22 protein-coding genes are annotated in these 22,429 nt (G+C 59.1%); 13 read left to right on the top strand and 9 right to left on the bottom strand.

Features of this window, described 5'->3' with window-relative positions; all coding sequences use genetic code 11:
• Positions 1–3: 3 nt before the first annotated feature.
• The gene (locus tag ACYVIT_RS23290) at positions 4–1,236 is read right to left on the bottom strand and encodes an efflux RND transporter periplasmic adaptor subunit (protein ID WP_415808238.1); all 1,233 of its coding nucleotides are present in this window, start codon (positions 1,234–1,236) and stop codon (positions 4–6) included.
• A gap of 160 nt (positions 1,237–1,396) precedes the next feature.
• On the opposite strand from ACYVIT_RS23290, the gene soxR reads away from it, so the two are divergent.
• Positions 1,397–1,873 carry a redox-sensitive transcriptional activator SoxR gene (soxR, locus tag ACYVIT_RS23285; RefSeq protein WP_415808204.1) on the top strand — a complete coding sequence of 159 codons (477 nt, stop codon included), beginning with the start codon at positions 1,397–1,399 and terminating at the stop codon, positions 1,871–1,873.
• A gap of 89 nt (positions 1,874–1,962) precedes the next feature.
• On the opposite strand, the gene ACYVIT_RS23280 is transcribed toward soxR, so the two are convergent.
• Positions 1,963–2,952, bottom strand: a complete 990-nt coding sequence (locus ACYVIT_RS23280) for a Bug family tripartite tricarboxylate transporter substrate binding protein (protein ID WP_415808203.1) — start codon at positions 2,950–2,952, stop codon at positions 1,963–1,965.
• A 185-nt stretch (positions 2,953–3,137) separates the two neighbouring features.
• On the opposite strand from ACYVIT_RS23280, the gene ACYVIT_RS23275 reads away from it, so the two are divergent.
• From ACYVIT_RS23275 to ACYVIT_RS23235, 9 genes are read left to right on the top strand one after another with little or no spacing between them, the layout of a single operon-like run.
• Positions 3,138–4,289 carry an acyl-CoA dehydrogenase family protein gene (locus tag ACYVIT_RS23275; protein WP_415808202.1) on the top strand — a complete coding sequence of 384 codons (1,152 nt, stop codon included), beginning with the start codon at positions 3,138–3,140 and terminating at the stop codon, positions 4,287–4,289.
• Between the two features lie 19 nt (positions 4,290–4,308).
• Positions 4,309–6,438 (top strand): acetate--CoA ligase family protein, encoded by a 2,130-nt coding sequence (locus ACYVIT_RS23270; protein WP_415808201.1) that lies wholly within the window; start codon positions 4,309–4,311, stop codon positions 6,436–6,438.
• The gene (locus ACYVIT_RS23265; RefSeq protein WP_415808200.1) at positions 6,435–7,514 is read left to right on the top strand and encodes a CaiB/BaiF CoA transferase family protein; all 1,080 of its coding nucleotides are present in this window, start codon (positions 6,435–6,437) and stop codon (positions 7,512–7,514) included. The genes ACYVIT_RS23270 and ACYVIT_RS23265 overlap by 4 nt, the downstream gene beginning before the upstream one ends.
• A 38-nt stretch (positions 7,515–7,552) precedes the next feature.
• Complete coding sequence (locus ACYVIT_RS23260) at positions 7,553–7,942, top strand: Zn-ribbon domain-containing OB-fold protein (RefSeq protein ID WP_415808199.1); 390 nt, start codon at positions 7,553–7,555, stop codon at positions 7,940–7,942.
• Positions 7,939–9,096, top strand: a complete 1,158-nt coding sequence (locus ACYVIT_RS23255; protein WP_415808198.1) for a thiolase family protein — start codon at positions 7,939–7,941, stop codon at positions 9,094–9,096. The genes ACYVIT_RS23260 and ACYVIT_RS23255 overlap by 4 nt, the downstream gene beginning before the upstream one ends.
• 10 nt (positions 9,097–9,106) lie before the next feature.
• Entirely contained in the window at positions 9,107–9,898 is a 792-nt protein-coding gene (locus ACYVIT_RS23250; protein WP_415808197.1) for an enoyl-CoA hydratase/isomerase family protein, read from the top strand.
• A 47-nt stretch (positions 9,899–9,945) separates the two neighbouring features.
• Positions 9,946–10,758 carry an SDR family NAD(P)-dependent oxidoreductase gene (locus ACYVIT_RS23245; RefSeq protein WP_415808196.1) on the top strand — a complete coding sequence of 271 codons (813 nt, stop codon included), beginning with the start codon at positions 9,946–9,948 and terminating at the stop codon, positions 10,756–10,758.
• Between the two features lie 13 nt (positions 10,759–10,771).
• On the top strand, positions 10,772–11,761 hold the full coding sequence (locus ACYVIT_RS23240) for an NAD(P)H-dependent flavin oxidoreductase (protein WP_415808195.1): 990 nt from the start codon (positions 10,772–10,774) through the stop codon (positions 11,759–11,761).
• An 18-nt stretch (positions 11,762–11,779) separates the two neighbouring features.
• Positions 11,780–12,511 (top strand): IclR family transcriptional regulator, encoded by a 732-nt coding sequence (locus ACYVIT_RS23235; protein ID WP_415808194.1) that lies wholly within the window; start codon positions 11,780–11,782, stop codon positions 12,509–12,511.
• 19 nt (positions 12,512–12,530) lie between these two features.
• Here ACYVIT_RS23235 and ycaC read toward each other — a convergent pair whose 3' ends face one another.
• Together ycaC and ACYVIT_RS23225 are read right to left on the bottom strand one after the other, a co-directional pair.
• Positions 12,531–13,157 (bottom strand): isochorismate family cysteine hydrolase YcaC, encoded by a 627-nt coding sequence (gene ycaC, locus ACYVIT_RS23230; RefSeq protein WP_415808193.1) that lies wholly within the window; start codon positions 13,155–13,157, stop codon positions 12,531–12,533.
• A 118-nt stretch (positions 13,158–13,275) separates the two neighbouring features.
• A complete protein-coding gene (locus ACYVIT_RS23225) occupies positions 13,276–14,142 on the bottom strand; it encodes a pirin family protein (RefSeq protein ID WP_094823990.1) in 867 nt (288 codons plus the stop codon).
• 223 nt (positions 14,143–14,365) lie between these two features.
• Between ACYVIT_RS23225 and ACYVIT_RS23220 the strand changes: the two genes are divergently transcribed.
• A complete protein-coding gene (locus ACYVIT_RS23220) occupies positions 14,366–15,271 on the top strand; it encodes a LysR family transcriptional regulator (RefSeq protein ID WP_415808192.1) in 906 nt (301 codons plus the stop codon).
• Here ACYVIT_RS23220 and bioD read toward each other — a convergent pair whose 3' ends face one another.
• The 4 genes from bioD to ACYVIT_RS23200 all read right to left on the bottom strand — a co-directional run bounded on the left by bioD (position 15,272) and on the right by ACYVIT_RS23200 (position 19,165).
• Positions 15,272–15,988, bottom strand: coding sequence for a dethiobiotin synthase (bioD, locus tag ACYVIT_RS23215; RefSeq protein WP_415808191.1), 717 nt, complete (start codon positions 15,986–15,988; stop codon positions 15,272–15,274).
• Positions 15,978–17,171, bottom strand: coding sequence for an 8-amino-7-oxononanoate synthase (gene bioF / locus ACYVIT_RS23210; protein WP_415808190.1), 1,194 nt, complete (start codon positions 17,169–17,171; stop codon positions 15,978–15,980). Before bioF ends, bioD begins: the two co-directional genes overlap by 11 nt.
• A 1-nt stretch (position 17,172) precedes the next feature.
• Positions 17,173–18,513, bottom strand: coding sequence for an adenosylmethionine--8-amino-7-oxononanoate transaminase (gene bioA / locus ACYVIT_RS23205; RefSeq protein ID WP_415808189.1), 1,341 nt, complete (start codon positions 18,511–18,513; stop codon positions 17,173–17,175).
• 367 nt (positions 18,514–18,880) lie between these two features.
• A complete protein-coding gene (locus ACYVIT_RS23200; RefSeq protein ID WP_415808188.1) occupies positions 18,881–19,165 on the bottom strand; it encodes an acylphosphatase in 285 nt (94 codons plus the stop codon).
• A gap of 90 nt (positions 19,166–19,255) precedes the next feature.
• On the opposite strand from ACYVIT_RS23200, the gene ACYVIT_RS23195 reads away from it, so the two are divergent.
• Both ACYVIT_RS23195 and ACYVIT_RS23190 read left to right on the top strand, forming a co-directional pair.
• Entirely contained in the window at positions 19,256–20,419 is a 1,164-nt protein-coding gene (locus tag ACYVIT_RS23195) for an alpha-hydroxy acid oxidase (RefSeq protein WP_415808186.1), read from the top strand.
• A gap of 128 nt (positions 20,420–20,547) precedes the next feature.
• The gene (locus tag ACYVIT_RS23190; protein ID WP_415808185.1) at positions 20,548–21,378 is read left to right on the top strand and encodes an AraC family transcriptional regulator; all 831 of its coding nucleotides are present in this window, start codon (positions 20,548–20,550) and stop codon (positions 21,376–21,378) included.
• Here the strand turns inward: ACYVIT_RS23190 and ACYVIT_RS23185 are convergent.
• A complete protein-coding gene (locus ACYVIT_RS23185) occupies positions 21,360–22,415 on the bottom strand; it encodes a BMP family protein (RefSeq protein ID WP_415808184.1) in 1,056 nt (351 codons plus the stop codon). The genes ACYVIT_RS23190 and ACYVIT_RS23185 overlap by 19 nt on opposite strands.
• Positions 22,416–22,429 lie beyond the last annotated feature (14 nt).

Raw genomic sequence — 22,429 nt, 5'->3', positions numbered from 1 at the left:
GATTTATGGCCGATTTGCGGCAGCAGTTTTTTCTGAGGACGACGCCATGTGCAACTGCGCGACGGAGTCTCGTGTTTGATCTCGATCTGTCGAGGCGGGCTTTTCTGAGGCGTTGCCGTTTCTTGCGGTGGGCGCCAGTGGCATTCCCGGGTAGTAGATCCGCTGCATGCCCGCGACGACGACTTGGTCTCCCGGCTGCAGCCCTGATTCCACAACACGCCGGCCCTCGAACAGGCGGCCCAACTGCAGTTCGCGACGTTCCGCCCGGTTGCCTTGGCCCACTACGTAAGCGTACTTGCGGTCCTGGTCCGTCAGTACCGCTTTGTCGTCGATCAGTATGGCATTGAATTTGGCAGGGCTCTGCATCTGTACACGTGCAAACATGCCGGGGGTGAACAGGCCCTGCGAATTAGGAAGCGTGGCGCGCACGCGGAGGGTGCCGGTCTGTGGATCGAGGCGGTTGTCGGTGAAGCTCACCGTACCTTGGTGTGGAAAGCTGTCTTCGTTTGCCAGGCCGATCCGTACGAGGGTGGTGTTTGTGCCGCGGTCGTTGGCTGTGCGGGCAATCTGTTTATTGCGCAACAGGCTTTGTTCGTCCGCATCGAAATAAACATAAACGGGATCCTGTGACACCAGCGTCGTCAGAACGCTCGTATTGGCCTGCGCCAAATTGCCTGTCGTCAGCATCGCCCGTCCGGCCATACCGTCGATCGGCGCGCGTACCGCGGTGAAGTCCAGGTCCAGTTGCGCGCTCGCCAGGGCCGCCTCCGCCGCCTGCACGTTGGCGAGCGCTTGCGCCAACGTGCCCGCCCGGTTGTCCGCTTCTTCTGCCGAGATAGCCCGGTCCGGCAGCAGTGCTCGGGCACGCTTGTCCTGTGTCCGGGCCAAGGCCGCTGCCGCTCTGGCATGCTGCAATTGCGCCTGGGCGCTGGCAAGCGCGGCCTGATAGGGCCGTGCGTCGATCGTAAAGAGCACCTGTCCTTTGCGTACGGGATGCCCGTCCTGGAAATTCACGGCGTCAATGTAGCCGCTCACGCGTGGCCGGATTTCTACGCTTTCCTTGGCGGCAATACGGCCATTGAAGGTGTCCCATTGCTGGATTTGCCGTTGCTGCACAGGTTCGACGGTCACCTGGGCAGGGGGCGGTTCCGCGGCCTGTTCTTTGCCTCCAGCCTGTTCGCAGGCGGCCAGGCCCAATGATGCGGCCATGGTCATGGCCGCTATACCCAGTCGCATAACCCAGGGCTGGCTGATCGTCGATGTCATCGTCACATTCCAGGAATGAGCGTGGCCGCAATGGCCACACGGGGCGACGCGCCCCGATTTACTCGTTGAAGGAATATATTTTCAAAGTTAAAGTCAACTTTAAGTCAAGTGACAAAATGGAGTTTGCGACATGGACGAGCGGGATGATGCTTTGCTGCCAATAGGGTTTATCGCGCAACGCAGTGGGGTCAATGCCTCGGCCCTGCGCTATTACGAATCGCTCGGCCTGATCGAGTCCACCCGCAGCGGATCCGGTCATCGCCGCTATCGCCGGTCGACATTGCGGCGCGTGGCTTATATCGTGTTTGCCCAGCGATTGGGGTTTCAACTGGACGAAATCGCTGCCCAGCTGGACGGGCTGCCCAAACATCATGCCCCTACCGGGGAAGAATGGAGCCGTCTTTCGCCTGTCTGGATCGGCCGCGTGGACGAGCGTATACAGGAGCTCAAGCAATTGCGCCGCAACCTCGAGTCCTGCATAGGCTGCGGTTGCTTGTCGATGAAGGTCTGCAACGTGTTCAACCGCGCCGATAGTATTGGCCGCAAAGGGCCGGGTCCCAGATTGTGGCTGGGCGATCAGTTGACGCCTGAGGGGGATGAAACTTGACTATCGGTCGTGGCGTGTCCGCGTGCCATCAGGCGGGTGCCAGAGCGACGCAGCGCGTCGCACTGACGGACATGCATGCATGGCCGGCATCACTGGATGCTGGCACCTGTCTTGGCAATGAGCGCCCCCCATTTATGCTGTTCTTGTTGCACAAAGTCGTGGAATTTTGTTGAGCCCATTCCATAGAAAGGCTCACTGCCCGTCTCGACGAATTGCGCGACCAACTGTTTGTCGTCGAGCATTTGTCCGATCGCCTTTTCCAGGATCTTTACGATGTGCTCGGGCGTATTCTTGGGGGCAACGATACCGGACCATGAGTAGGACAAGCCATCGGGATAGCCTTGCTCCGCCATGGTGGGAACATCCGGCAGGATAGGCAGACGTTTCTCTGCCATCAACGTCACACCGTTGAGTGCGCCGCTCTTGATATGCGGCCCGACGACCGACGCATAATCAAACATCAGGTCAAGGCGGCCGCCCAGCAAGTCCTGGATGGCAGGCGAGCTGCCCTTGTAGGGCACATGAGTCATTTTGCTCTGCGTGATGTTGGCAAATAACTCGGCGGTGAGGTGTGTGCCCGTTCCCGCACCGGCGGATCCAAAGAACGTTTCTTCATTCGGCCGTTTGGTGTAGTTGATGACATCCTGCACCGTTTTCAGATTCGTCTTTGCGTTGGTCACCAAAATAAGCGGTGTGCGAAACATGCCGTGAATCATCTCGAAATCGCTCAGAGGATCGAATGGCAGCGATTTATAGAGAAACTTGTTCGCCGCCATCGTTCCTTGAGTGGCATACAGCAGCGTGTAGCCGTCGGGTTTGGCCTTTGCTGCGTATTCGCTGCCTATGTTTCCACCGGCGCCGGGCCGGTTTTCGACGATGACCGGCTGGCCCAGTAATTCCGAAAGCTTCTTTGCCCATATGCGCGAATTGTTGTCGGTGACGCCCCCTGGGGTGAACGGCACGATGAGGGTGATGGGACGCGACGGGTAGTCCGGCAATTGACGAGCGAATGCGGGCGCATTGCACATCGCTGCGCACGCTACCAGTACTGACCCAGCCTTTATCAAAGTGCGAATCATAGGGTTTGTCTCCATGTCGGTGGTGTTTTCAAATACGACTTATCGAAGTAGTATTCGGTATATCGTAGATTAATCCGAAGTTGATTCAATACTCGTTTCTACTTAAGGCACGCTCGATACGGCATGTGCAAGCGCCCGCGTGCTGGACTCAACGACGATTACCGAGAACGAACGGAGACTAGGTGATGAGCCAGATTGACCTGACGCCTGAGCAGCAGTCGTTGAAAGACAACATTCGCCGCTTCATGGTGAAAGAGGTCGTTCCATTGATCTCGTCGCACGAAAAGACCCGGACGTTCCCTTTTGAGCTCATGCCTCAATTGGCAGAGTTGGGATATCTCGGAGGCACGTTGCCCGAGAGCGAGGGGGGACACGGTATCGATATGCCCACGTGGGCCATGATGATGGAGGAACTGGGGTATCACTGGCTGTCGCTACGGACGATGGTCAACATCACCAATGGTTCGATCAAGCGTATTGCGACGCATGGCTCGCCCGCACAAAAGGAAAAGTATCTGAAGCCGGTTCTCGCCGGAAAGCTCAAGGTGTGCACGGGGCTGACCGAACCCGACACGGGCTCGAACATTGCAGGTATTCAGACTCGTGCGGATCTGGTGGATGGCCAATGGGTGCTCAACGGTCGCAAGCTGTGGATCACGAACGGATATAACGCCGATGTTGCGATGATCGTAGCCCGTACGTTCAGCCCTGATTGCGATGGAAAATTGTCCACGTTCATCGTCGAGCGCACCCACGCCAATTACGATGTGCGCAAGCTGGAAACCATGGTGTTGCGGTGTACGGGAACTGCAGAGCTGGGTTTTAACGATGTGCGCATTCCCAAGGAAAATCTCGTAGGCGCAGAGGGCTCGGCGCTCAGCGGTACGTTAAAAGGGCTGGACGCAGCGCGCTTGAACATTGCGATGGGCGCGGTGGGTGCGGCGCAGTCAGCCCTCGATCTGTCGACGGAGTATGTCAAGCAGCGCAAACAGTTCGGCAAACTGATCGGCAGTTTTCAATTGATTCAAAAACACATCGTCGATATGACCGTACGGGTCGAGGCAGCTCGCGCCCTCGGCATGCGCGCTGCACACGCGCTGGAGGCGGGAAAGGATGTACGCCAAGCCTGCTCGATCGCCAAGCTGTACGCGACAGAGGCTGCACATGAAGTGGCGAACATGGCTTTGCAAGTCCATGGAGGCCTCGGCTATTCGGAGGACTACCCTATCGAGCGAATTTTCCGCGACACGCGCGGCGGCATGATTCCCGAGGGCACGACAGAGATTCAGACGCTGATTGCCGGACGCGAGATTCTCGGCATCAATGCTATTGCCTGAGGCGAGAGAGGAGTCATTCATGAACGAACTGCATTACCTCTTCAATCCCCGTTCGATCGCCGTGATCGGCGCCTCAGACAAGCCTGCCTCCATTGGCGCACGGACACTGGAAAATCTGTTCGATCATTCGCGCTACGACGGCAGTATTTATCTGGTCAGCGCGACACGCAGCGAGCTGCGGGGCCAGCGTTGCTACGCGAGCATCGTCGATGTGCCGCAGACGCCTGATGTCGCTATTGTCGTGATCCCGGCGCAATCGGCAGTCCAGGTCTTGCAGGAATGTGCGGAGAAAGGCGTGAAGTTTGCTGTCGTCTTGAGCTCGGGCTTCGGCGAGGCGGGTGAGCAAGGACAACGCCTGGAAGCGCAGATCAAACAGATCTCCGCTCAGTCGGGCATGCGTATCTACGGCCCGAATTGTCCCGGTGCATGCAATATCAACGCCCGGCTGGGCATGACGTTTTCGCCCTCCTTTCCGCATGACCTTCGGCCCGGCCCGCTGGGTATCGCCACACAAGGCGGCGGACTCGGCCGCAATCTGATGCAGGCGATGGAGCGCGGCATCGGGGTGGCGCTATGGAGTTCGTCTGGCAACGAAGCGGATCTGCAAGTCGCGGATTTTATTGACTACATGGCGGATGCACCCGATATCAAGGTGATTCTCACGCTGGTCGAAGGCATCAAGGATGGAGCAAAGTTCGTCGCCGCGCTACAGAAGGCTGCACGAAATGGCAAACCGGTTGTTGCGCTGAAGGTCGGCCGATCCGAGTATGGGCAACGCGCTGCCGCATCGCATACTGCTTCCATCACGGGTGCCGCCGAGGTGAACTCGGCGGCGCTGAAGCAATTGGGCGTCATCGAGGTCGATGATATCGACGAGCTCATTGATGTGGGCTGGCTGCTCAACCGGCATATGCCGGATGGCCGCAGCGACATCGCGATTTATTGTTCTTCCGGGGGTGCAGCGGCGCTGACCGCGGATATCGTCGGGCAGCGCGGCGTACGTCTCACGGAATTTGCACCGGCAACAGTGGAACGACTGGCAGCGTTGCTGCCGGGGTATGCGGCAATCGGCAATCCGGTTGATACGACAACCGCCGTACTGTCTAACGAGCAATTGATGGACAGCACCTTGCTCGCGGTTTGTTCTGATCCGGGCGTGGCACTGGTATTGCTGCCGGTGACGATCGACTATGGCACGACGACGGAGAAGATGGCACAGGCGGTCAGCCGCGTACAGAAAGAAAGTCCCGTGCCGATCCTGCCGATCTGGATGTCGGACCGCAACGGCAAGGCGTTTTCTATGTACGCCGAAGACGGGATTGTGCCTGCCAAGAGCATAGGCAAGGCGGTCAAGGCGGTGCGCCGTTGGATGGATTATGGAAAATGGCGGACGCAGACGCACCCGCAGCATTGGAAACCGTGGCCGACGTTGGGCCGCGCTGCACCACAAGGCGCAACGCCATTGAGTCTCAGCGAGGGGAACGCCAAAAGCTGGCTGGCCGAAAATGGCCTGCCTGTGCCGCGCTCGGCGCTCGCAACGTCGGCGCAGGAAGCGGTGCGAGAAGCGGCGGCAATCGGCTTTCCTGTCGTTGCCAAGGTGTCCAGCGCGACGCTGACGCATAAGAGCGATATCGGGGGCGTGTTCGTGAATCTGCGCGACGCAGGCGCCGTCCACGAGGCCTGGAACACGATTATGGAAAACGTCCACCGGCATGCGCCAGGCGCAAAGGTAGACGGTTTACTGATCGAAGAGATGTTGCCGGCCGGCGGGGTCGAGGTGCTGATTGGCGTATCCCGTGATCCCGTCTTTGGTCATGTGATCACGTTTGGCTTGGGCGGCATCTATGTCGAGGTATTCAAAGACGTCACTCGTCGTTTGCTGCCCCTGCAACGCGAAGAGGCGACCGCGATGTTGGGAGAAATCCGCAGCAGTGCTTTGCTCGAGGGCGTGCGAGGCGGGCCGTCGGCGGATGTCGCAGCACTGATCGATGTGTTGATGAAAGTCTCGGATTTTGTCGGGCGTCATGCAGATGCCATCGATGAGATTGATCTGAATCCCGTTTGGGTCGGCCCTAAGGGCGAAGGAGCTTATGTACTCGATGCTGTCATCGTGGGGCGTCAGTCAGACGATGAGGCGGCGCGCAGATGATGCATTGGAACGCCACGGCGCTCGCGTCAGTGCCGGATCAGAAACCGTTGGCTGGGGTAAAGGTGCTCGATTTCAGCGAGCTCGTACCCGGCCCGTTCATGACGCAGAGTCTTGTGGAGATGGGTGCGGATGTCATAAAGATCGAACGCCCGCCGCATGGCGATAATCTGCGTGTCATGTCGCCGTCGCTGTTTGATGCCTTGAACCGCGGCAAGCGATCTATGCAGCTCAATTTGAAAGATGAGCATGATCGCGAGCAAGTGTTGCGTCTGCTCGACGGGGCTGATGTGCTGGTGGAAAACTATCGCCCCGGTGTCATGCAGAAGCTGGGTCTGGGGGCGGCGGACATGCTGGCGCGTCATCCAAGGCTCATTTATGTGTCCGTCAGCGGATATGGATCTGATGGTCCCTGGAGACAGCGCTCGGGCCACGATATGAACTATCTCGCGTCGGCCGGCATTGTGGCGCTGAGCATGACCGAGGCCAATCCTGCGCCCTTTATGGGTGTGCCCTACGCCGATGTCGGGGCGAGTGTCTATGCGCTGGCCGCACTGACTACGGCGCTGTTTCAACGCGAGCGCACGAATCGTGGCCAGCATCTGGATGTGTCGATGGCGGATTGCGCGGCGCATTGGTGCAATGTGCGTATCCCGGTCTTGAGAAATAGCGATCCTGACAACGCCCGGGCATCGATTTCGAAAATCCAGAAGCGGCCAGGTTACGGCGTTTTTCGCTGCAGCGACGATCAAGCCATCACGATTGCGGCGCTGGAAATGCATTTTTGGCAAGCGTTGGTCCGAACGTTGGATCTTGACGATTTTGCCGACGGTGTTTTCGAGAGTTATCCATACCGGGCGCAGCACACGGATGCCATCAACCGTGCGATTGGGCGAGCGATTGCTCGCTGGTCTTCGGCGGAGGCGATCGCGCGGCTGGAGGCGGCCGATGTGCCTGTCAGCCTGGTGGAAAGCCCCTTGATGTTGCACGAAAACGCGCAGTTCAAAGCGCGCGGACTTTTTGTCGACACGCCACGCGGACCGCTTGCCCGTTTTCCCGTTCGGCTTGCCGGCATGTAGCCAGGCCCTGATTCAACACTATCGATCGAAAGAAATCCATGAACGAGACTATCGATACCTCCGTCCAACCGGCCATGTTTGCGATAGGACATTGTGAGGCGTGCGGAACCTATACCTATCCGCCCCAGGCGTATGGGTGCCGGCAGTGTGGCGCCGCGCTGCTGCGTCCTGTCAGTCCGCCCGCGCCGGCCGTGCTGCGCAACTACGTCACGCTATATACGGCTCTGACGCCAGAACTGGATGTGCCATGCGTGATCGGCGAGGTCGAGTTGGCGCCGGGGGTTGTCGAAGAGGCTTTGATTCATGTCGCTGACGAATCTGAACTGTGTCTGGGACAGCAAATGGAGCCGCAGGCATACAAGGACAGCAAAGATCAATGGCGCTGGCGTTTCGTGCCGGTGGTCGGTGGTGTGGGAGACAAGGCATGAATGGCACGCTATTGAAGGAGCATCCCGTACATGTGGTCGGGATCGGCATGCACAAATATCAGTTTCCGACTGAGACACCCTATCCCGTGCTGGGTCTCACGGCCGTTCGAGAAGCGCTCGCCGATTCTGGCCTGAAGTTTTCCGATCTGGATGGCGCTGTCGTGGGGACTGCCGCGATCGGCATGGCGGCCGGGCGTGTCATGCTCAAGCACCTGGGCTCTACAGGGTTGGAAGTAGAACAAGTTGAGAATGCCTCGGCATCGGGTTCCACGGCTTTTCGCATCGCATGCTTGCAAGTGGCGTCCGGTGAAAAGGATCTGGTGCTGGCTGTCGGTGTTGATAAGTTCGGCGATGGCCGGCGCGCTGCCAATAAGGACGGACTGGTGCCGCTGAGTCCGACGGCTTCCATTCCGTTGGTCAAGTTCGCTTTGATGGTGCGTCGTTGCATGCAGACCTACGGACTGACTGCCGAGGATCTTGCTCGTGTCGCGGTCAAGAATCATCGCAATGCATCGCTCAATCCGTATGCGCAATTTCGCAAGGTACGCACGCTCGAACAGGTGATGAATTCGCCCAAGATCTGTGGTGACCTGACGTCGTTGCAGTGCACGCCGCGCGGGGAAGGTGCGGCAGCTGTCATTGTGGCTTCGCCCGTAGCTATCAAGCGGTACGGTTTGGACAAACAGCGAGCCATTCGTGTGCTCTCTTCGGTGTCCAATAGCGAAGGGCTTGCAAGCGGCGATGAGAACGGTACGCCGTCGGTGATTGACGTGGTTACCCGGTCCTCGCGAATGGCGCTCGAACAAGCGGGTATCGGCCCGAAAGATCTCGATGTGGTTGAGCTGCATGACGCATTCAGCGTCGAGGAACTGGTCTATAGCGAGGCCATCGGCGTGTGCGAGCCGGGCGAGGGTGCGCATTACCTGAACCGGGGAGCCTCGAGTATCGGCGGCGAGTGCGCGATCAATGCGTCGGGCGGACTGCTTGGCATGGGGCATCCGCTAGGTCCGACAGGCCTGGGCCAGATCGCCGAGATTACGCGCCAGATGCGAGCCGAGGCAACGGGCCGCCAGCATACGCAAGCACGCTTCGCAATGGCGCACATGGTGGGACTCGGCACGGTCGCCGTCGCGCATGTTCTGGCAAAACCTTGAGGGAGAAAAAATGAACTACGACACCCTGCAACTCGACATCAATGGCGCTATCGCCATCGTCACGCTCAATCGGCCCGAGCGGATGAATACGCTGGGCGGTTCGATGAAAGAAGATCTGCACCATGTGTTTACCGAACGCATTCGCAATGACGAGAGTATTCGTGCTGTGGTAATCATCGGAACGGGAGAGCGGGCATTTTGTGCCGGTGCCGACATCAAGGAGCGTGTCTCGCGTGCGTTAACACTGCCGGCCTATCATGCCGGGCAAAAGGCGACCCATCAGCTGTTCAGCGCGATTGAGGCGATCGAAGTTCCTGTTATTGCCGCGATCAATGGCGTTGCGCTTGGCGGTGGTCTGGAACTAGCGCTATGCGCTGATCTTCGGATTGCGGCGGAACATGCAAAGCTCGGATTACCCGAGGCCCGGCTAGGCGCCTTGCCCGCCGCCGGCGGCACCCAACGCCTGCCGCGCATGATCGGCACTGCCCTGGCCAAGCAATTGATGTTCACGTGCGAACACATCACAGCGGCACGAGCGCTGTCCATCGGCCTGGTCAATGAAGTGGTTCCTCTGACGGATCTGTTGCCAAGAGCGCTTGAGCTTGCCAACCAGATCTCCGCCAATGCGCCCTTGTCGATTCGCTTTATCAAGCAAGCCATCAATCAGGGCATGAGAGTCGATCTCGAGTCGGGACTGGAATATGAACGCTATGCCGCGGCAATCGTCGTGAGCAGCGAAGATAGGAAAGAAGGAATGAGGGCTTTTGTGGAAAAGCGTACGCCTCAATTTCAAGGCGTGTGATTTAGCCCTGCAGCTCTAACGAATTAAAACAGGTAGAGGTAAGCAGTATGGATTTGAAGATCAGCGATAAGGTTGCTTTCGTGACTGGCGGTGGGCAAGGCGTAGGCCGCCGCATCTGCCTGCAACTCGCCGAAGAGGGAGTGAAGGTCGCTGTCAACGACTTTTTTCCCGAGCGTGCCGATGCGGTTGTTGAAGAGATCCGCAATGCAGGCGGCACAGCAATAGCGGCGCCGGCGGACATCACCAATAATGCGGATATTGACGCTGCGTTCGACAAGGTCGTCTCCTTGCTTGGCCCCGTCGACATCCTCGTGAACAATGCCGGTGTGACGGTGGCACGCCGCACCAAGGGGGGAATAGCGCCGATGTTTCTCGAAACCACGGTGGCCGACTGGAAGGAGATCATCGATCTCAATATCTGGGGAATGTTGTATTGCGTTAATAAAGTGCTTCCGGGAATGAAGGCGCGCCGGTGGGGCAAGATCGTCAACATCATGAGCGAGGCGGGACGAGCGGGCGAAGCGCGCCTGGCTGTGTATTCCGGAGCAAAGGCTGCCATGCTCGGTTTTGCCAAAGCGATTGCCCAGGAACATGGCCGGGACTGTATTAACGTCAATACGATTGCGCTGGGCGCAGTGTCGCATGAGGGCATAAAGTCCGGCGCTCTGAGCCCGGAGGCAACTCCGGAAAATAATGAGCGATTAGGGAAAATGCTCAAGGCCTATCCGATCGCCACCGGATTGCAAAGATTGTGCAAACCCGAAGACATCGCACCTATGGTGTGTTTGCTCGCCTCGGATCGCGCAGCCTATGTGACGGGGCAGAGCATCGGAGTGAACGGCGGATTCGTCATGATTTGATTGTGCCGTGCTTATGTGGTCGACTCGGTTGTCCCGCTTGTTTGGCATCCGCCTGCCTATTTTTGCGGGCGGTTTAATGTGGCTTTCAGATGCCCGTTATGTAGCGGCGGTCGTACGTGCCGGAGGGATGGCGTTTATGACGCCTCGCTCTTTTGCCTGCGACGCGGAGTACGAGCGGCAATTGGCGTTGTGCTCACAACTCTGTGAAGGTCTGCCTTTCGGAATCAATCTGACCGCCAGTCAGAGGAGTGCCGCCAATGTGACGCTAAGGCGGCAGTTGGATATGGCACTGGATGCAGGCGTACGTCACTTCGAAACGGTCGGCTCCGCATGCCTGGAATGCTTTGATCGCATTCACGACGCGAACGGGGTACTCATTCATAAGGTCGGTTTTGCGGAGCATGCAGTCAAGGCCGAGCAGCATGGCGCCGACGCGGTTGCTATCGTCGGTATGGAGGCCGGGGGCCATCCGGGTATGCACGAGCAGTCGGCCTTTCTCTCGTGTGCTTATGCACTTGAGAAGCTCTCCGTTCCGCTTGCGCTGGGCGGAGGGGTCGGCCATGGCCGGCAGATCGCGGCATTATTGGCGCTGGGCTGCGAAGGCGTCGTGATAGGTACGCGCTTGCTGGCGTGCGACGAAATAAGCAGCCACGCAGCGGTGAAGGCGCGCATTATTCAGAGCGGTTCGTACGATAGCGTTCAAGTCCTTCGTGCGGTCAAGCACCCGTGGCGAGTGTTGCACAACGAGACAGCAAAACAGGTATTGTGTTTGGAAGCCCAGGGTGTGGCGGACTACGATGGGTTTGGCGAACTGATACGCGGCACCTTGGGAAAGACGGCAGCCTATGATGCCGGAGACCCTGATACGGGTCTATTGTCGCTGGGGCAGTCCGTCGGATTTGTCCGGCAGCGCGAACCTGTGGCCGCCGCCATTGCACAACTCGTACAAGAGACGGAACGACGCTGGCATGAGCAATTCTGTCAAAATAATGGCTGCCCTTAGCACTTATCCGGTTTTCCTATGCCAACATTTGTTACCGCCGCGGCGAGAGCGTTGACAATTTTCGAGATTTTTGCACATGAACGGCGGGAGCTATCTAACGCTGATGTGGCAAAGTTGCTTCAGATTGCGGAGAGCAGTGCGTCGGATCTGTTACATACTCTGGTAGAGACGGGCTATTTAATACGCACGGAGCGTTCACGGCGTTTTTATCCCTCGCCACGCTTCCATGCACTGGGATTGTCGATTTCAGAGAACGACCCCATTGCCCGCATGTGCAATGACGCGCTGGATTTATTGAGCGAGCGAACGGGAGAGACCGCGATTTCCGGCATTCTCGGCAGCCACCATGTGGAAATCACGGGTTTACGCCAGAGCCGGCATCATTTGCGGTATGTGTTCGACGTGGGGTCGCGTTTCGGCCTGCATGTGTCTGCGTTGGGCAAGGCATTGTTGGCCGAGCTGACAGACGAAGAAGCCCTGAAGTTATTGACGAAGAAACCGCTGAAACCACTAACGGCTCAGACGATAACCGACCCGAAGTTGCTACTGAAGGAAATCGCATCGGTAAGAAAAAGCGGCTACGCTCGCAGCGCTAACGAGGGCGTCGAAGACGTCGGAGCGTTAGCGATTGCGGGGCGTATCGGCGATCGGTTGACCGCGTTTTCAATTTCAGGCCCGCTCAATCGTTTCAAGCGCAATGAGAAGGAATACCAGAAGGTCTTGATGGGCCTGAAGTCCTCTATTTTTTGATCGCTTTAGCTCGCGCTGATTACTTCGCCTGCGTCAGCGTGTTGTAGCTGGTGATCAGGTTGCGATAGTCAGGGATGTGGTTCGAGAACAATTCTGCCAGGCCTTCGATGTCGTTGCGCCAGTCGCGATGCAGTTCGCATGCCGCGCCGAACCATGTCATCAACTGGGCACCCGCGGCGCTCATGCGGTCCCAGGCAGCGTCGCGCGTGAGCGGATTAAAGGTCCCGGAGGCATCGGTGATGACGAATACGTCGAAGCCTTCTTCCAGTGCTGACAGTGCAGGGAATGCGACGCAGACTTCGGTGACAACGCCAGCGATGATCAGCTGTTTTTTGCCGGTGGCCTTGATGGCTTTGACGAAGTCTTCGTTGTCCCAGGCGTTGATCTGACCGGGGCGAGCAATGTACGGGGCATCGGGGAACTGGGCTTTCAGTTCGGGGACGAGCGGGCCATTCGGGCCGGTTTCGAAGCTGGTGGTCAGAATGGTGGGCAGGTTGAAATACTTGGCCATGTCGGCCAGGGCCAGCACGTTGTTTTTGAATTTGTCGGGATCGATGTCGCGTACGAGGGACAGCAGGCCGGCTTGGTGGTCCACCAACAAGACGGCGGCGTTGTTTTTGTCCAGGCGGGTGTAGGGTTTGGTCATGATGATCTCCGATTGCACTCAGGCGGCGCCCGGGCGGGCAGGGTTAAATATGGCTCGCATGGGCGAGGTGGTGGGCGATGCGCGCTGTCGAATCGAGGACGGCGCGCATCGGGTCAAGTCAATGCGTCATTTGGCCAAAACGGCCGCGGTTGAAATCGTCGATGGCCTGACGGATTTCGGCGTCGCTATTCATGACGAAGGGACCGTAGCCCACGATGGGCTCGTCGATCGGTTCGCCGCTGAGCAGCAGCAGTGTGGCGTCGTTGTTGGCTTCGACCTGGACTTGGGTGCCGTCGCGCTCCAGATGGACCAGCTGCGCTTCGCGAACGATTTCTGCACCGTTGACCATCACTGTGCCGCGCAACACCACCAATGCCAGCGTGTGGCCTTCGGGGACGTCAAACGTCGCGACACCTTGCTGGTTCAGACGCACATCCCAGACATTCATGGGAGTGTGAGTCTGCGCCGGGCCGCGATGGCCGTCGAACTCGCCAGCGATGACACGGACCTGACCGGCACCGTCGGGCAGCGCTACCGAGGGAATGTCGCGATTCAACAGGGTTTGATAGCCTGGCGCGGACATTTTGTCGCGTGCCGGCAGATTGACCCAGAGTTGCACCATTTCCAGCGCGCCACCTTGGCGGGTGAACGCTTCGGAATGAAATTCCTCGTGCAGAATGCCGCCTGCCGCCGTCATCCATTGGACGTCGCCCGGGCCGATGTGGCCGCCGGCGCCGGTGGAGTCGCGATGGTCGACTTCGCCCTGGTACACGATGGTGACGGTTTCAAAGCCGCGATGCGGGTGCTGACCTACGCCACGGGGACGGGCGGCAGGCGCGAATTGCGCGGGCCCGGCGTAGTCCAGCAGCAGGAACGGGCTGAGGTGTTTGCCGTGGCTGTCGTAGCCGAACATCGAACGTACGGGAAAGCCGTCGCCAACCCAGTGGGGACGCGGTGCGCTATAGACGCCGAGGACTTTCTTCATCGTGTTTCTCCAGTGCTTGGCTGCAAGCAGATGTCGCAGCGCCATGGATAGAACTATAGATTCGGGACAATCGAGGCGGTAGTACGTAAAATTTGTTCTTAGTGTTCTATTTAAAGAACGATGATGGATGGCATCGGGTCATTCGACGATACCGCGCTGCGCATTGCATTGGGCCGCAGGGGATCGGACTGAGGAACGGGTGCCTGACAGATCAGGAGCCACTGTGCACGATTTGAACGATCTTTATTATTTTGTACAGGTGGTGGACCACGGGGGATTCGCACCCGCCGGGCGTGCGCTGGGCGTGCCCAAATCCAAACTCAGCCGGCGAATCGCTTTATTGGAAACCAGGCTGAATACGCGACTGTTGATGCGCACGACACGGCAGTTTGCGGTGACGGAGATCGGGCAGACCTTTTACGTGCATTGCAAGGCGATGTTGGTGGAAGCGGAGGCGGCCGAGGAAGCCATTGCGGTGACTCAGGCGGAACCGCGTGGGGTGGTGCGGGTGACGTGTCCCGTCGCGCTGCTGGACGCTCAGGTGGCCGAGATGCTGGCGGCGTTTATGGTGCAGTGCCCCCTGGTTGAGATTCACCTGGAAGAAACCAACCGCCGCGTGGACGTGGTGGCCGAAGGCATCGATGTGGCGATCCGGGTGCGGCCTCCGCCTCTGCAAGACAGTGATTTGATCATGCGGGTATTTACGGAACGTGGGCAGTGCCTGGTCGCGAGTCCGGCGTTGTTGGCGCGCGCCGGCAAGCCCGAGGTTCCTGCAGATCTGGGCAGCCTACCTAGTTTGGGTTTGGGTTTACCGCAGGGCGAGCATGTATGGAATTTGTTTGGACCGAATGGGGTGCATGCGGCGATCCGTCATCAGCCGAGGTTGATTACGCGTGGAATGTTAGCGCTGCGCGCCGCGGCCGTAGCGGGAGTGGGAATCGTGCAATTGCCCACCATGCTGCTGCGTGGGCAATTCGAGCGTGGTGAACTCGTGACGGTGTTGCCGGACTGGGCTCCGCGCCGCGAGATTGTGCATGCGGTATTTGCATCGCGGCGCGGGCAATTGCCTTCAGTGAGGGCGTTGATCGATTTTCTGGCCGATCAATTCGCCGCGTTGGAGGATGACTGATCAAGGGCTCGCGAGGTTGCGGGTAGGAAAGAGCGTCGATACTCGCAGATGCTGCGCCACGGTTTCCGGATCGGGCTGCGTCATATACGGTACGTTCCCGATCAGAGGGGCCGGCAGGCGGTGGGCCAGTGTCTGCACATTGGCCTCACTATGCTGCATGTCTGGATCGACGTGGTTGGCCACCCAGCCTGCCAGGCGCAGCCCGCGCGCCGCGATCGCCTCGGCGGTCAATAGGGCGTGGCTGATGCAGCCTAATCGCATACCGACCACCAGGATGACCGGCAAGCGTAATCGCTGCGCCAGATCGGCGGTATCCTGATGATCGTCCAATGGCACCCGGAAGCCCCCGACGCCTTCGACAACCACAGCATCTGCGTGGGCCGTGGCGATTTGGTAGGCGCGGTGTATGGTCTCCATGTCGAGTGTGACGCCGATAGCGGCAGCCGCGATATGCGGGGCTACGGCCTGGGGCAAAATGTACGGGCAACTCGCGGCGTCGGGCAGCGTCGCCGAGCTGGCGTGACGAAGTTGTTCTACGTCTTCGTTTTGCCACCGGCCTCCGATGTAATCGGCGCCGGCGGCCGTTATCTTTATGCCGGCGGCGCGCCATCCTTGCCGGGCAGCCGCGTGCAACAGTGCGCACGCAATCAGCGTTTTGCCTATTTCGGTGTCGGTCCCTGTGACGAAGACGTCTCCGGGGCGTGGATCATGGTGCATGGCTGGCCTCGCTGTCCAGGTGGTTCAGGGCGGCCGTCAACCGATCCACATCGGCGTCGGTATGTGCTGCCGATAGCGTGACGCGCAGACGAGCCGTTCCTGGGGGGACGGTGGGCGGCCGGATCGCGGGCACCCAGAGGGCCAGCCGTTCAAGTTCCGCAGTGGCATGCAGCGCCTGGGAATTTTCGCCCAGCACGATGGGCTGGATAGCGGTGGGCATGGGGTGATATTGCCAGCGATGCAGTTGAAGTCCGGATTGCAGACGTTGTGTCAGGGCGCGCAAGTGTGCGCGTCGTTGGCGGCCCTCTGCGCCTTCGATCAGGTCGATGCTGGTCAGTAACGCATGGGCCAGTGCGGGGGCTGCGGCGGTGCTGAAAATATAGGGGCGTGCGCGATTGACCAGCCAGTCGATAACGGTGCCATGGGCGGCCACGAATGCGCCGCTGACACCGGCCGCCTTGCCCAGCGTACCTACTACGATCAGATGCGGCGAACGCAAGTCGGCATGTTCCACGACACCCCGGCCATGTTCGCCCAATACTCCGAACCCATGTGCGTCGTCTATCACCAGCCAGGCATGATGGTGTTCGGCCAATTGCAGCAACTGGCGCAAGCGAGCGATGTCGCCGTCCATAGAGAATACGCCGTCGGTGACGATCAGCCGGGTCGACGCACGGCTTGCGGCCAGCAAACTGGCAAGCGCGTCTATATCGTTGTGGGGATAGATGTGGACGCGGGCACGCGACAGACGTGCGCCGTCGATCAGCGAAGCATGGTTGAGTGCGTCGGAATAAAGTTCGGCATCTTTGTCTGCCAGCGCGCCCAACACCGCCATGTTGGCCATGTAGCCAGTCGAAAAGTACAACGCGCGCGGCATTTCGATGTGCCCGGCCATCATGGCGGCCAGACGCTCTTCTAATTGCATGTGCGCGTGGCCGTGACCACTGATCAGGTGTGACGCGCCGCTGCCTGCGCCATAGCGTACTGCCCCCTCGGCGAGGGCAGCGATAATGGCGGGGTGCGTGGCTAGACCCAGGTAATCGTTGCTGCAAAAGGCCAGCATGTCTCGGCCGTCGACGCGCACGTGCGGGGTGCAGGGGGATTCGGTGGTTCGCCTATGCCGGCGTAGATGCAGGGCGTCCAGCGCTTGCAGGTTGGTATGCAGGGTATCGAGCAAACGCATGTCAGTGGTGCTCCAGCGCGTCGTCTAAAGCGGCCAATGTTTGCCGTGCAAGCCAAATGGCTGTGTCGTCATCCAAGACATAGGGCGGCATCAGATAAACGGTGTTGCCAATGGGGCGCAGCAACAGCCCGCGCGCCAGTGCGGCAGAGGCATAGCGTTGGCCGAAGCCGGCATCTGCCGCGACATCGAATGCCCAGATCATGCCCGTGCGCCGGATGTGGTGGACTGCCGCGTGTGCCTGCAACGGTGCCAGGGCGGCATCCAGTACCGCCGCGCGGTCACGGTTACGCGCCAGCACATCGTCGGTATCGAAGATTTCCAGTGTGGCCAGCGCAGCCCGGCACGCCATGGGGTTACCCGTGTAGGAATGCGAGTGCAGAAAGCCGCGGGCAATTTGGTCGTCGTAAAACGTTTCGTGGATGGCGTCTGTGCTCAACACCAGCGACAAAGGCAGCGTGCCGCCCGAGATGCCTTTGGACAATGTCATCAGGTCCGGCCAGATTTCCGCCTGCTCGCAGGCAAAGAAGGATCCCGTACGTCCACATCCGACGGCGATCTCGTCGGCAATCAGATGCACGCTGTATTGGTCGCATAACTCACGCACACGGCGCAGGTAGGCTGGATGGTGCATGGCCATGCCGGCAGCGCATTGCACCAGAGGTTCGACGATGATGGCGGCAATCTGTGCATGGCGCGTCTCAAGCAGAGTTTGCAGATCGGACGCGGCACGTTGCGCCACTGCCAGGGCGTCTTCGCCAGCTTGCGCGGTTCGCGCGTCGGGGGAGGCCACGACATGGGCGTGGCCGAGTAACGGTCCATAGGCATTCCGGAATACTGCGACATCGGTGACGCTGAGCGCACCGAGGGTTTCACCGTGGTAGCTGTGGCGTATGCAGACGAACTCACGCTTTTGATCGTGCCCAAGATTGCGCCAAGCGTGGAAGCTCATTTTCAAGGCGATTTCCACGGCGGATGCGCCGTCCGAGGCAAAGAAGCAATGGCCCAGTGCGCCGCCTGTCAGGATGGACAAACGTTCGGCCAGCTCGACGGCCGGGGCGTGAGTGCAACCCGCCAGCATGGCATGCGGCAGGCGGCTCAACTGATCGTTCAAGGCGGCATTGATACGCGTATTGGCATGGCCGAACAGATTCACCCACCAAGAGCTGATGCCATCCAGGTAACGCCGCCCGTCCATATCCACTAACCACGGGCCGGTGCCGTGAGACAGCGCCAGCAATGGCAAAGTGGCCTGGCGCTTCATCTGTGTGCACGGGTGCCATACATGGCGCAGGCTGCGCGCCCGCCATTCGGCGGACTGGGTAAGGTGCGTGCGATGGTGCATCCGCGACTCCATGGAAGGTGCCTCGCCGGGTCCGCGGGCAATAGGCGCACTGCGGTTGAATAGCCCGGTCAGGCCATTGAGGGGCGGATAGTAAGGAGTGCGCGCACGCGCTGGCAATCCTGCGAATTTATGAGTTTTAGGTGATATATGAGAGAAATAGGCGGCATTTGCCGGTGCGTTCGGAAGATCGCGCTGTCATCTGGTACCTATCTTTCGGGGCAGAACAAATGAAACAATTTGAAAATTCATCTGTTGATGCCACTGGCAATCAGGTCGCGGCGGAGCGTGCGAGCGGCAGGCACCGTGCGTGGCACTCGGGCATGGGGGCCACAAGCACCTACAGCATGGCGGCTGCTATGCGTTGGGCCTACAGTTGCTCGAAGCGTACGTAACGCTTGTCGGTGTATTCACGCTCGGTAATCAGCTCGCGCACGATCGCACCGGGCGGGCCGCGGCGCAGCCATTCCAGCATGTGATCGACCTGATCAGGGCTGCCTTGCACCATAGCTTGTACGGTGCCGTCTTCCATGTTTTGCACCCATCCGGTGACACCCAGCATATGGGCACGGCGCACGGTGGCGTGCCGGTAGCCCACGCCTTGTACGACGCCTTTGATGACAGCGTGTACGGTTTCGTGTTGAGGGACTTGCATGAGAATCCTTTGATACCTGATTGATCTGGCGCAGCGGCGCCTGGAGCGGCGCGTATACTTTCGGAGCCCTCTATTTTGCAATAGTGTCCTATGAGCCGGAACCTCGCCAAAATAACCTGCATCGAAGACCTGCGTGTATTGGCGCAGAAACGCGTGCCACGCATGTTCTATGACTACGCCGATTCGGGGGCATGGACCGAGAGCACGTATCGTGCCAACGAAAGTGATTTTCAAAAAATCAAGCTGCGTCAGCGGGTCGCCGTCAATATGGAAGGCCGCTCGTTGCGCACCACGATGGCAGGCGCCGATGCCATTATGCCGGTGGCGATCGCGCCGACGGGCTTGACGGGCATGCAGCACGCGGATGGCGAAATGCTGGCCGCGCAAGCAGCGGCTGAGTTCGGTGTGCCTTTTACGCTGTCGACGATGAGCATCTGCTCGCTCGAAGACGTGGCGCGCGCGACGGGCAAGCCATTCTGGTTTCAGCTGTATGTGATGCGTGATCGCGATTTTGTCGGGAACCTGATTGATCGTGCCAAGGCGGCAAATTGTTCGGCGCTGGTGTTGACGTTGGATCTGCAGATCATGGGGCAGCGCCACAAAGATATCCGCAATGGTCTGTCGACGCCGCCCAAGCCGACCTTGGCGAATCTGATCAACCTGGCGACCAAGCCGCGCTGGTGCCTGGGAATGCTGGGCACACCGCGCCGTACGTTCGGCAATATCGTCGGTCATGCGAAAGGCGTCGCCGATATGTCGTCGCTCGGGTCGTGGACCGCAGAGCAATTTGATCCTTGTTTGAGCTGGAACGATGTCGAGTGGATCAAGCAGCGCTGGGGTGGAAAATTGATCCTGAAAGGCATCCTGGACGTCGAGGATGCGCGTTTGGCTGTCGATAGCGGCGCTGACGCACTGATTGTCAGTAATCATGGCGGGCGTCAATTGGACGGCGCAATGTCGTCAATCGCGGCGCTGCCTGCCATTGCGGATGCGGTGGGATCACGGATCGAGGTGTGGATGGATGGTGGCATTCGATCGGGTCAGGATGTGCTGAAGGCCGTGTCCCTGGGCGCGCGCGGCACCATGATCGGACGCGCATTTTTGTATGGCTTGGGGGCATATGGAAAAGCGGGCGTGACCCGTGCCCTGGAAATCCTCTACAAGGAATTGGACGTGACGATGGCGCTGTGCGGGCGCAAGTCGCTGACGCCGGGCGATCGGGGCATGTTGCTGCCGGGGACTTTCCCCTCCTGACCTGCTTGGCGAGAGATGCTCGCAAGGCCGGGTGCAAGAGGCCTGCATTGGCTTGGGCAGGGTGAGTCATCGCAAAAGCGCAAAATCTGCAAATAGGCCCTCGTTACAGTGCAAGCACTGGAGAACGAATGAAAGCCAAAACCCGCATTCATTACGCCAACCGGCTGGACCCTGTGTTGCAATGGTTGGCGTCGCATCCTGACGCGACGCCGGACTTGTACCTGCTGGCCGATTTGGCATGCTTGTCGCCGTATCACTTTCATCGTGTCTATCGCGCGTTGATGGGTGAGACGGTGAACGCTACGATGTTGCGCTTGCGCATGCATCGTGCGTCGACGGATCTTGCGGGAGACCGGCCCATGCAGCAGGTGGCGCAACGTGCGGGATATACCTCGCAAGCGGCGTTCAACCGGGCTTTCGGGACCACCTTCGGCGTACCGCCGGGGCGTTACCGGCATGCGCGCTCCAGGCCCTTTAATCCTCAGGAGCTTGGCATGTATCCCACTACTATCGAAACTTTCGCGGGCGCATCGTTGGCAACGCTGGCGCATCACGGCGATTATCAACATATCGGCATGACGTTCGACCGCTTGTTCTTGTTGGCATCCGGTCGCGAATTGGTCGGGCCTGCGACACGGTCGTTTGGCGTGTATTTCGATGATCCGCAACAGGTGCCGGCTGATCAGTTGCGCTCGCTAGCGGGTTTTACGTTGCCCGATGGAGCGGCCGTGGATGCGGTGTTTGAACCATTTGCGTTGCCTGCCACGCGTTGCGCCGTATTGGAATATACGGGGCCGTACAGTGAGTTGGAGTCGGCGTATAACTGGTTATTCGGGCAATGGTTGCCGGCTAGCGGCTATGAAACGCGGGATTTTCCCATGTGGGAAGAATACGTCAATGATCCGAAGACGACCCCTGCTGCGGAACTAAAAACGCGTATTTATTTGCCGCTCATTTGAGTCGATGAACGGCCGGTCGGAGACAACGGTGCCTCGTTGAGCTTGATGGTGAAGCGCCCGTCGAGCATGGTCTGTTGACGGGCCTCTACGCGAGCGATCAGTGCGCTGGGGACTTTGTCTTTAAAGGTCCCTAGCGGCGCCAGCATCGCGCCCTGGTAGCGCATTTGCGAGTATTTGCCGTAATCGTCCGCCTTGAATGTGCCGCGCTTGACCATGGTCAACGCTCGCTCGATGGTCGGCGCCATATCCCATACCGCCGAAGAGATAACGGTATCGGGATACTGAGCTTGCATGTCGACGATATTGCTGATGATCAGCTTGCCACGTTGTTCGGCTGCCTCGGCAGCGCCGAAGTGCTCTGCGTAAAGGACGTCGGCCCCCTGGTCGATTTGGGAAAAGGCCGCTTGTTTGGCTTTGAGCGGATCAAAGCGCGAATGGATGAACGTGAGGAGAAATTTTGAGTCGGGATTGATTTCGCGTACGCCATCCATAAAGGCGTGCAATAAGCGGTTGGTGCCCGGGATGGGATCGCAGGCGATCAGGCCGATAGTGCCGGTTTGGCTCATGCCGCCGGCAATCATGCCGGCCAGATAGACGGGTTCCTGGATGTAGTTGTTGAAAACCGAAAGATTGGGTTGTTGCGGACGGTTTGTGGAGCCGACCAGGAACGCAATGGTTGGATAGTCTTTGGCAATCCGATAGACGCTGGACTCGCTGTCGAAAGCTTCGCCGATGATGAGTTGTACGCCCTGCTGGGCGTATTTGCGCATTGTCGCCTCGTAGTTTTCGGGAAGGATATTCTCCGAATAGAGGTAGTCGATCTCGCCGCGAGACCGGGCCAGCACCAGTGCTGTGTGTACGCGTGATACCCAAGGTTGCCCGATCGGGACAGTGTAGACGGCGGCGACTTTGATCTTGTCGCCGGATTGCGCGTGGAGTTTTCCTGCTATCAGGATAGCGCCCACCGCTGCGCCGAGCTGCAGCAGCGCGCGTCGTCGTGTTAGTTCGGTTGTTGGCAAAGAAGCACCAATAGTCATGGGTGAGGTTCCTG

It is taken from the genome of Bordetella muralis (assembly GCF_054781015.1).
The sequence above is the reverse complement of the archived record's forward strand: the minus strand, read 5'-3'. Positions and strand labels throughout refer to the sequence as shown.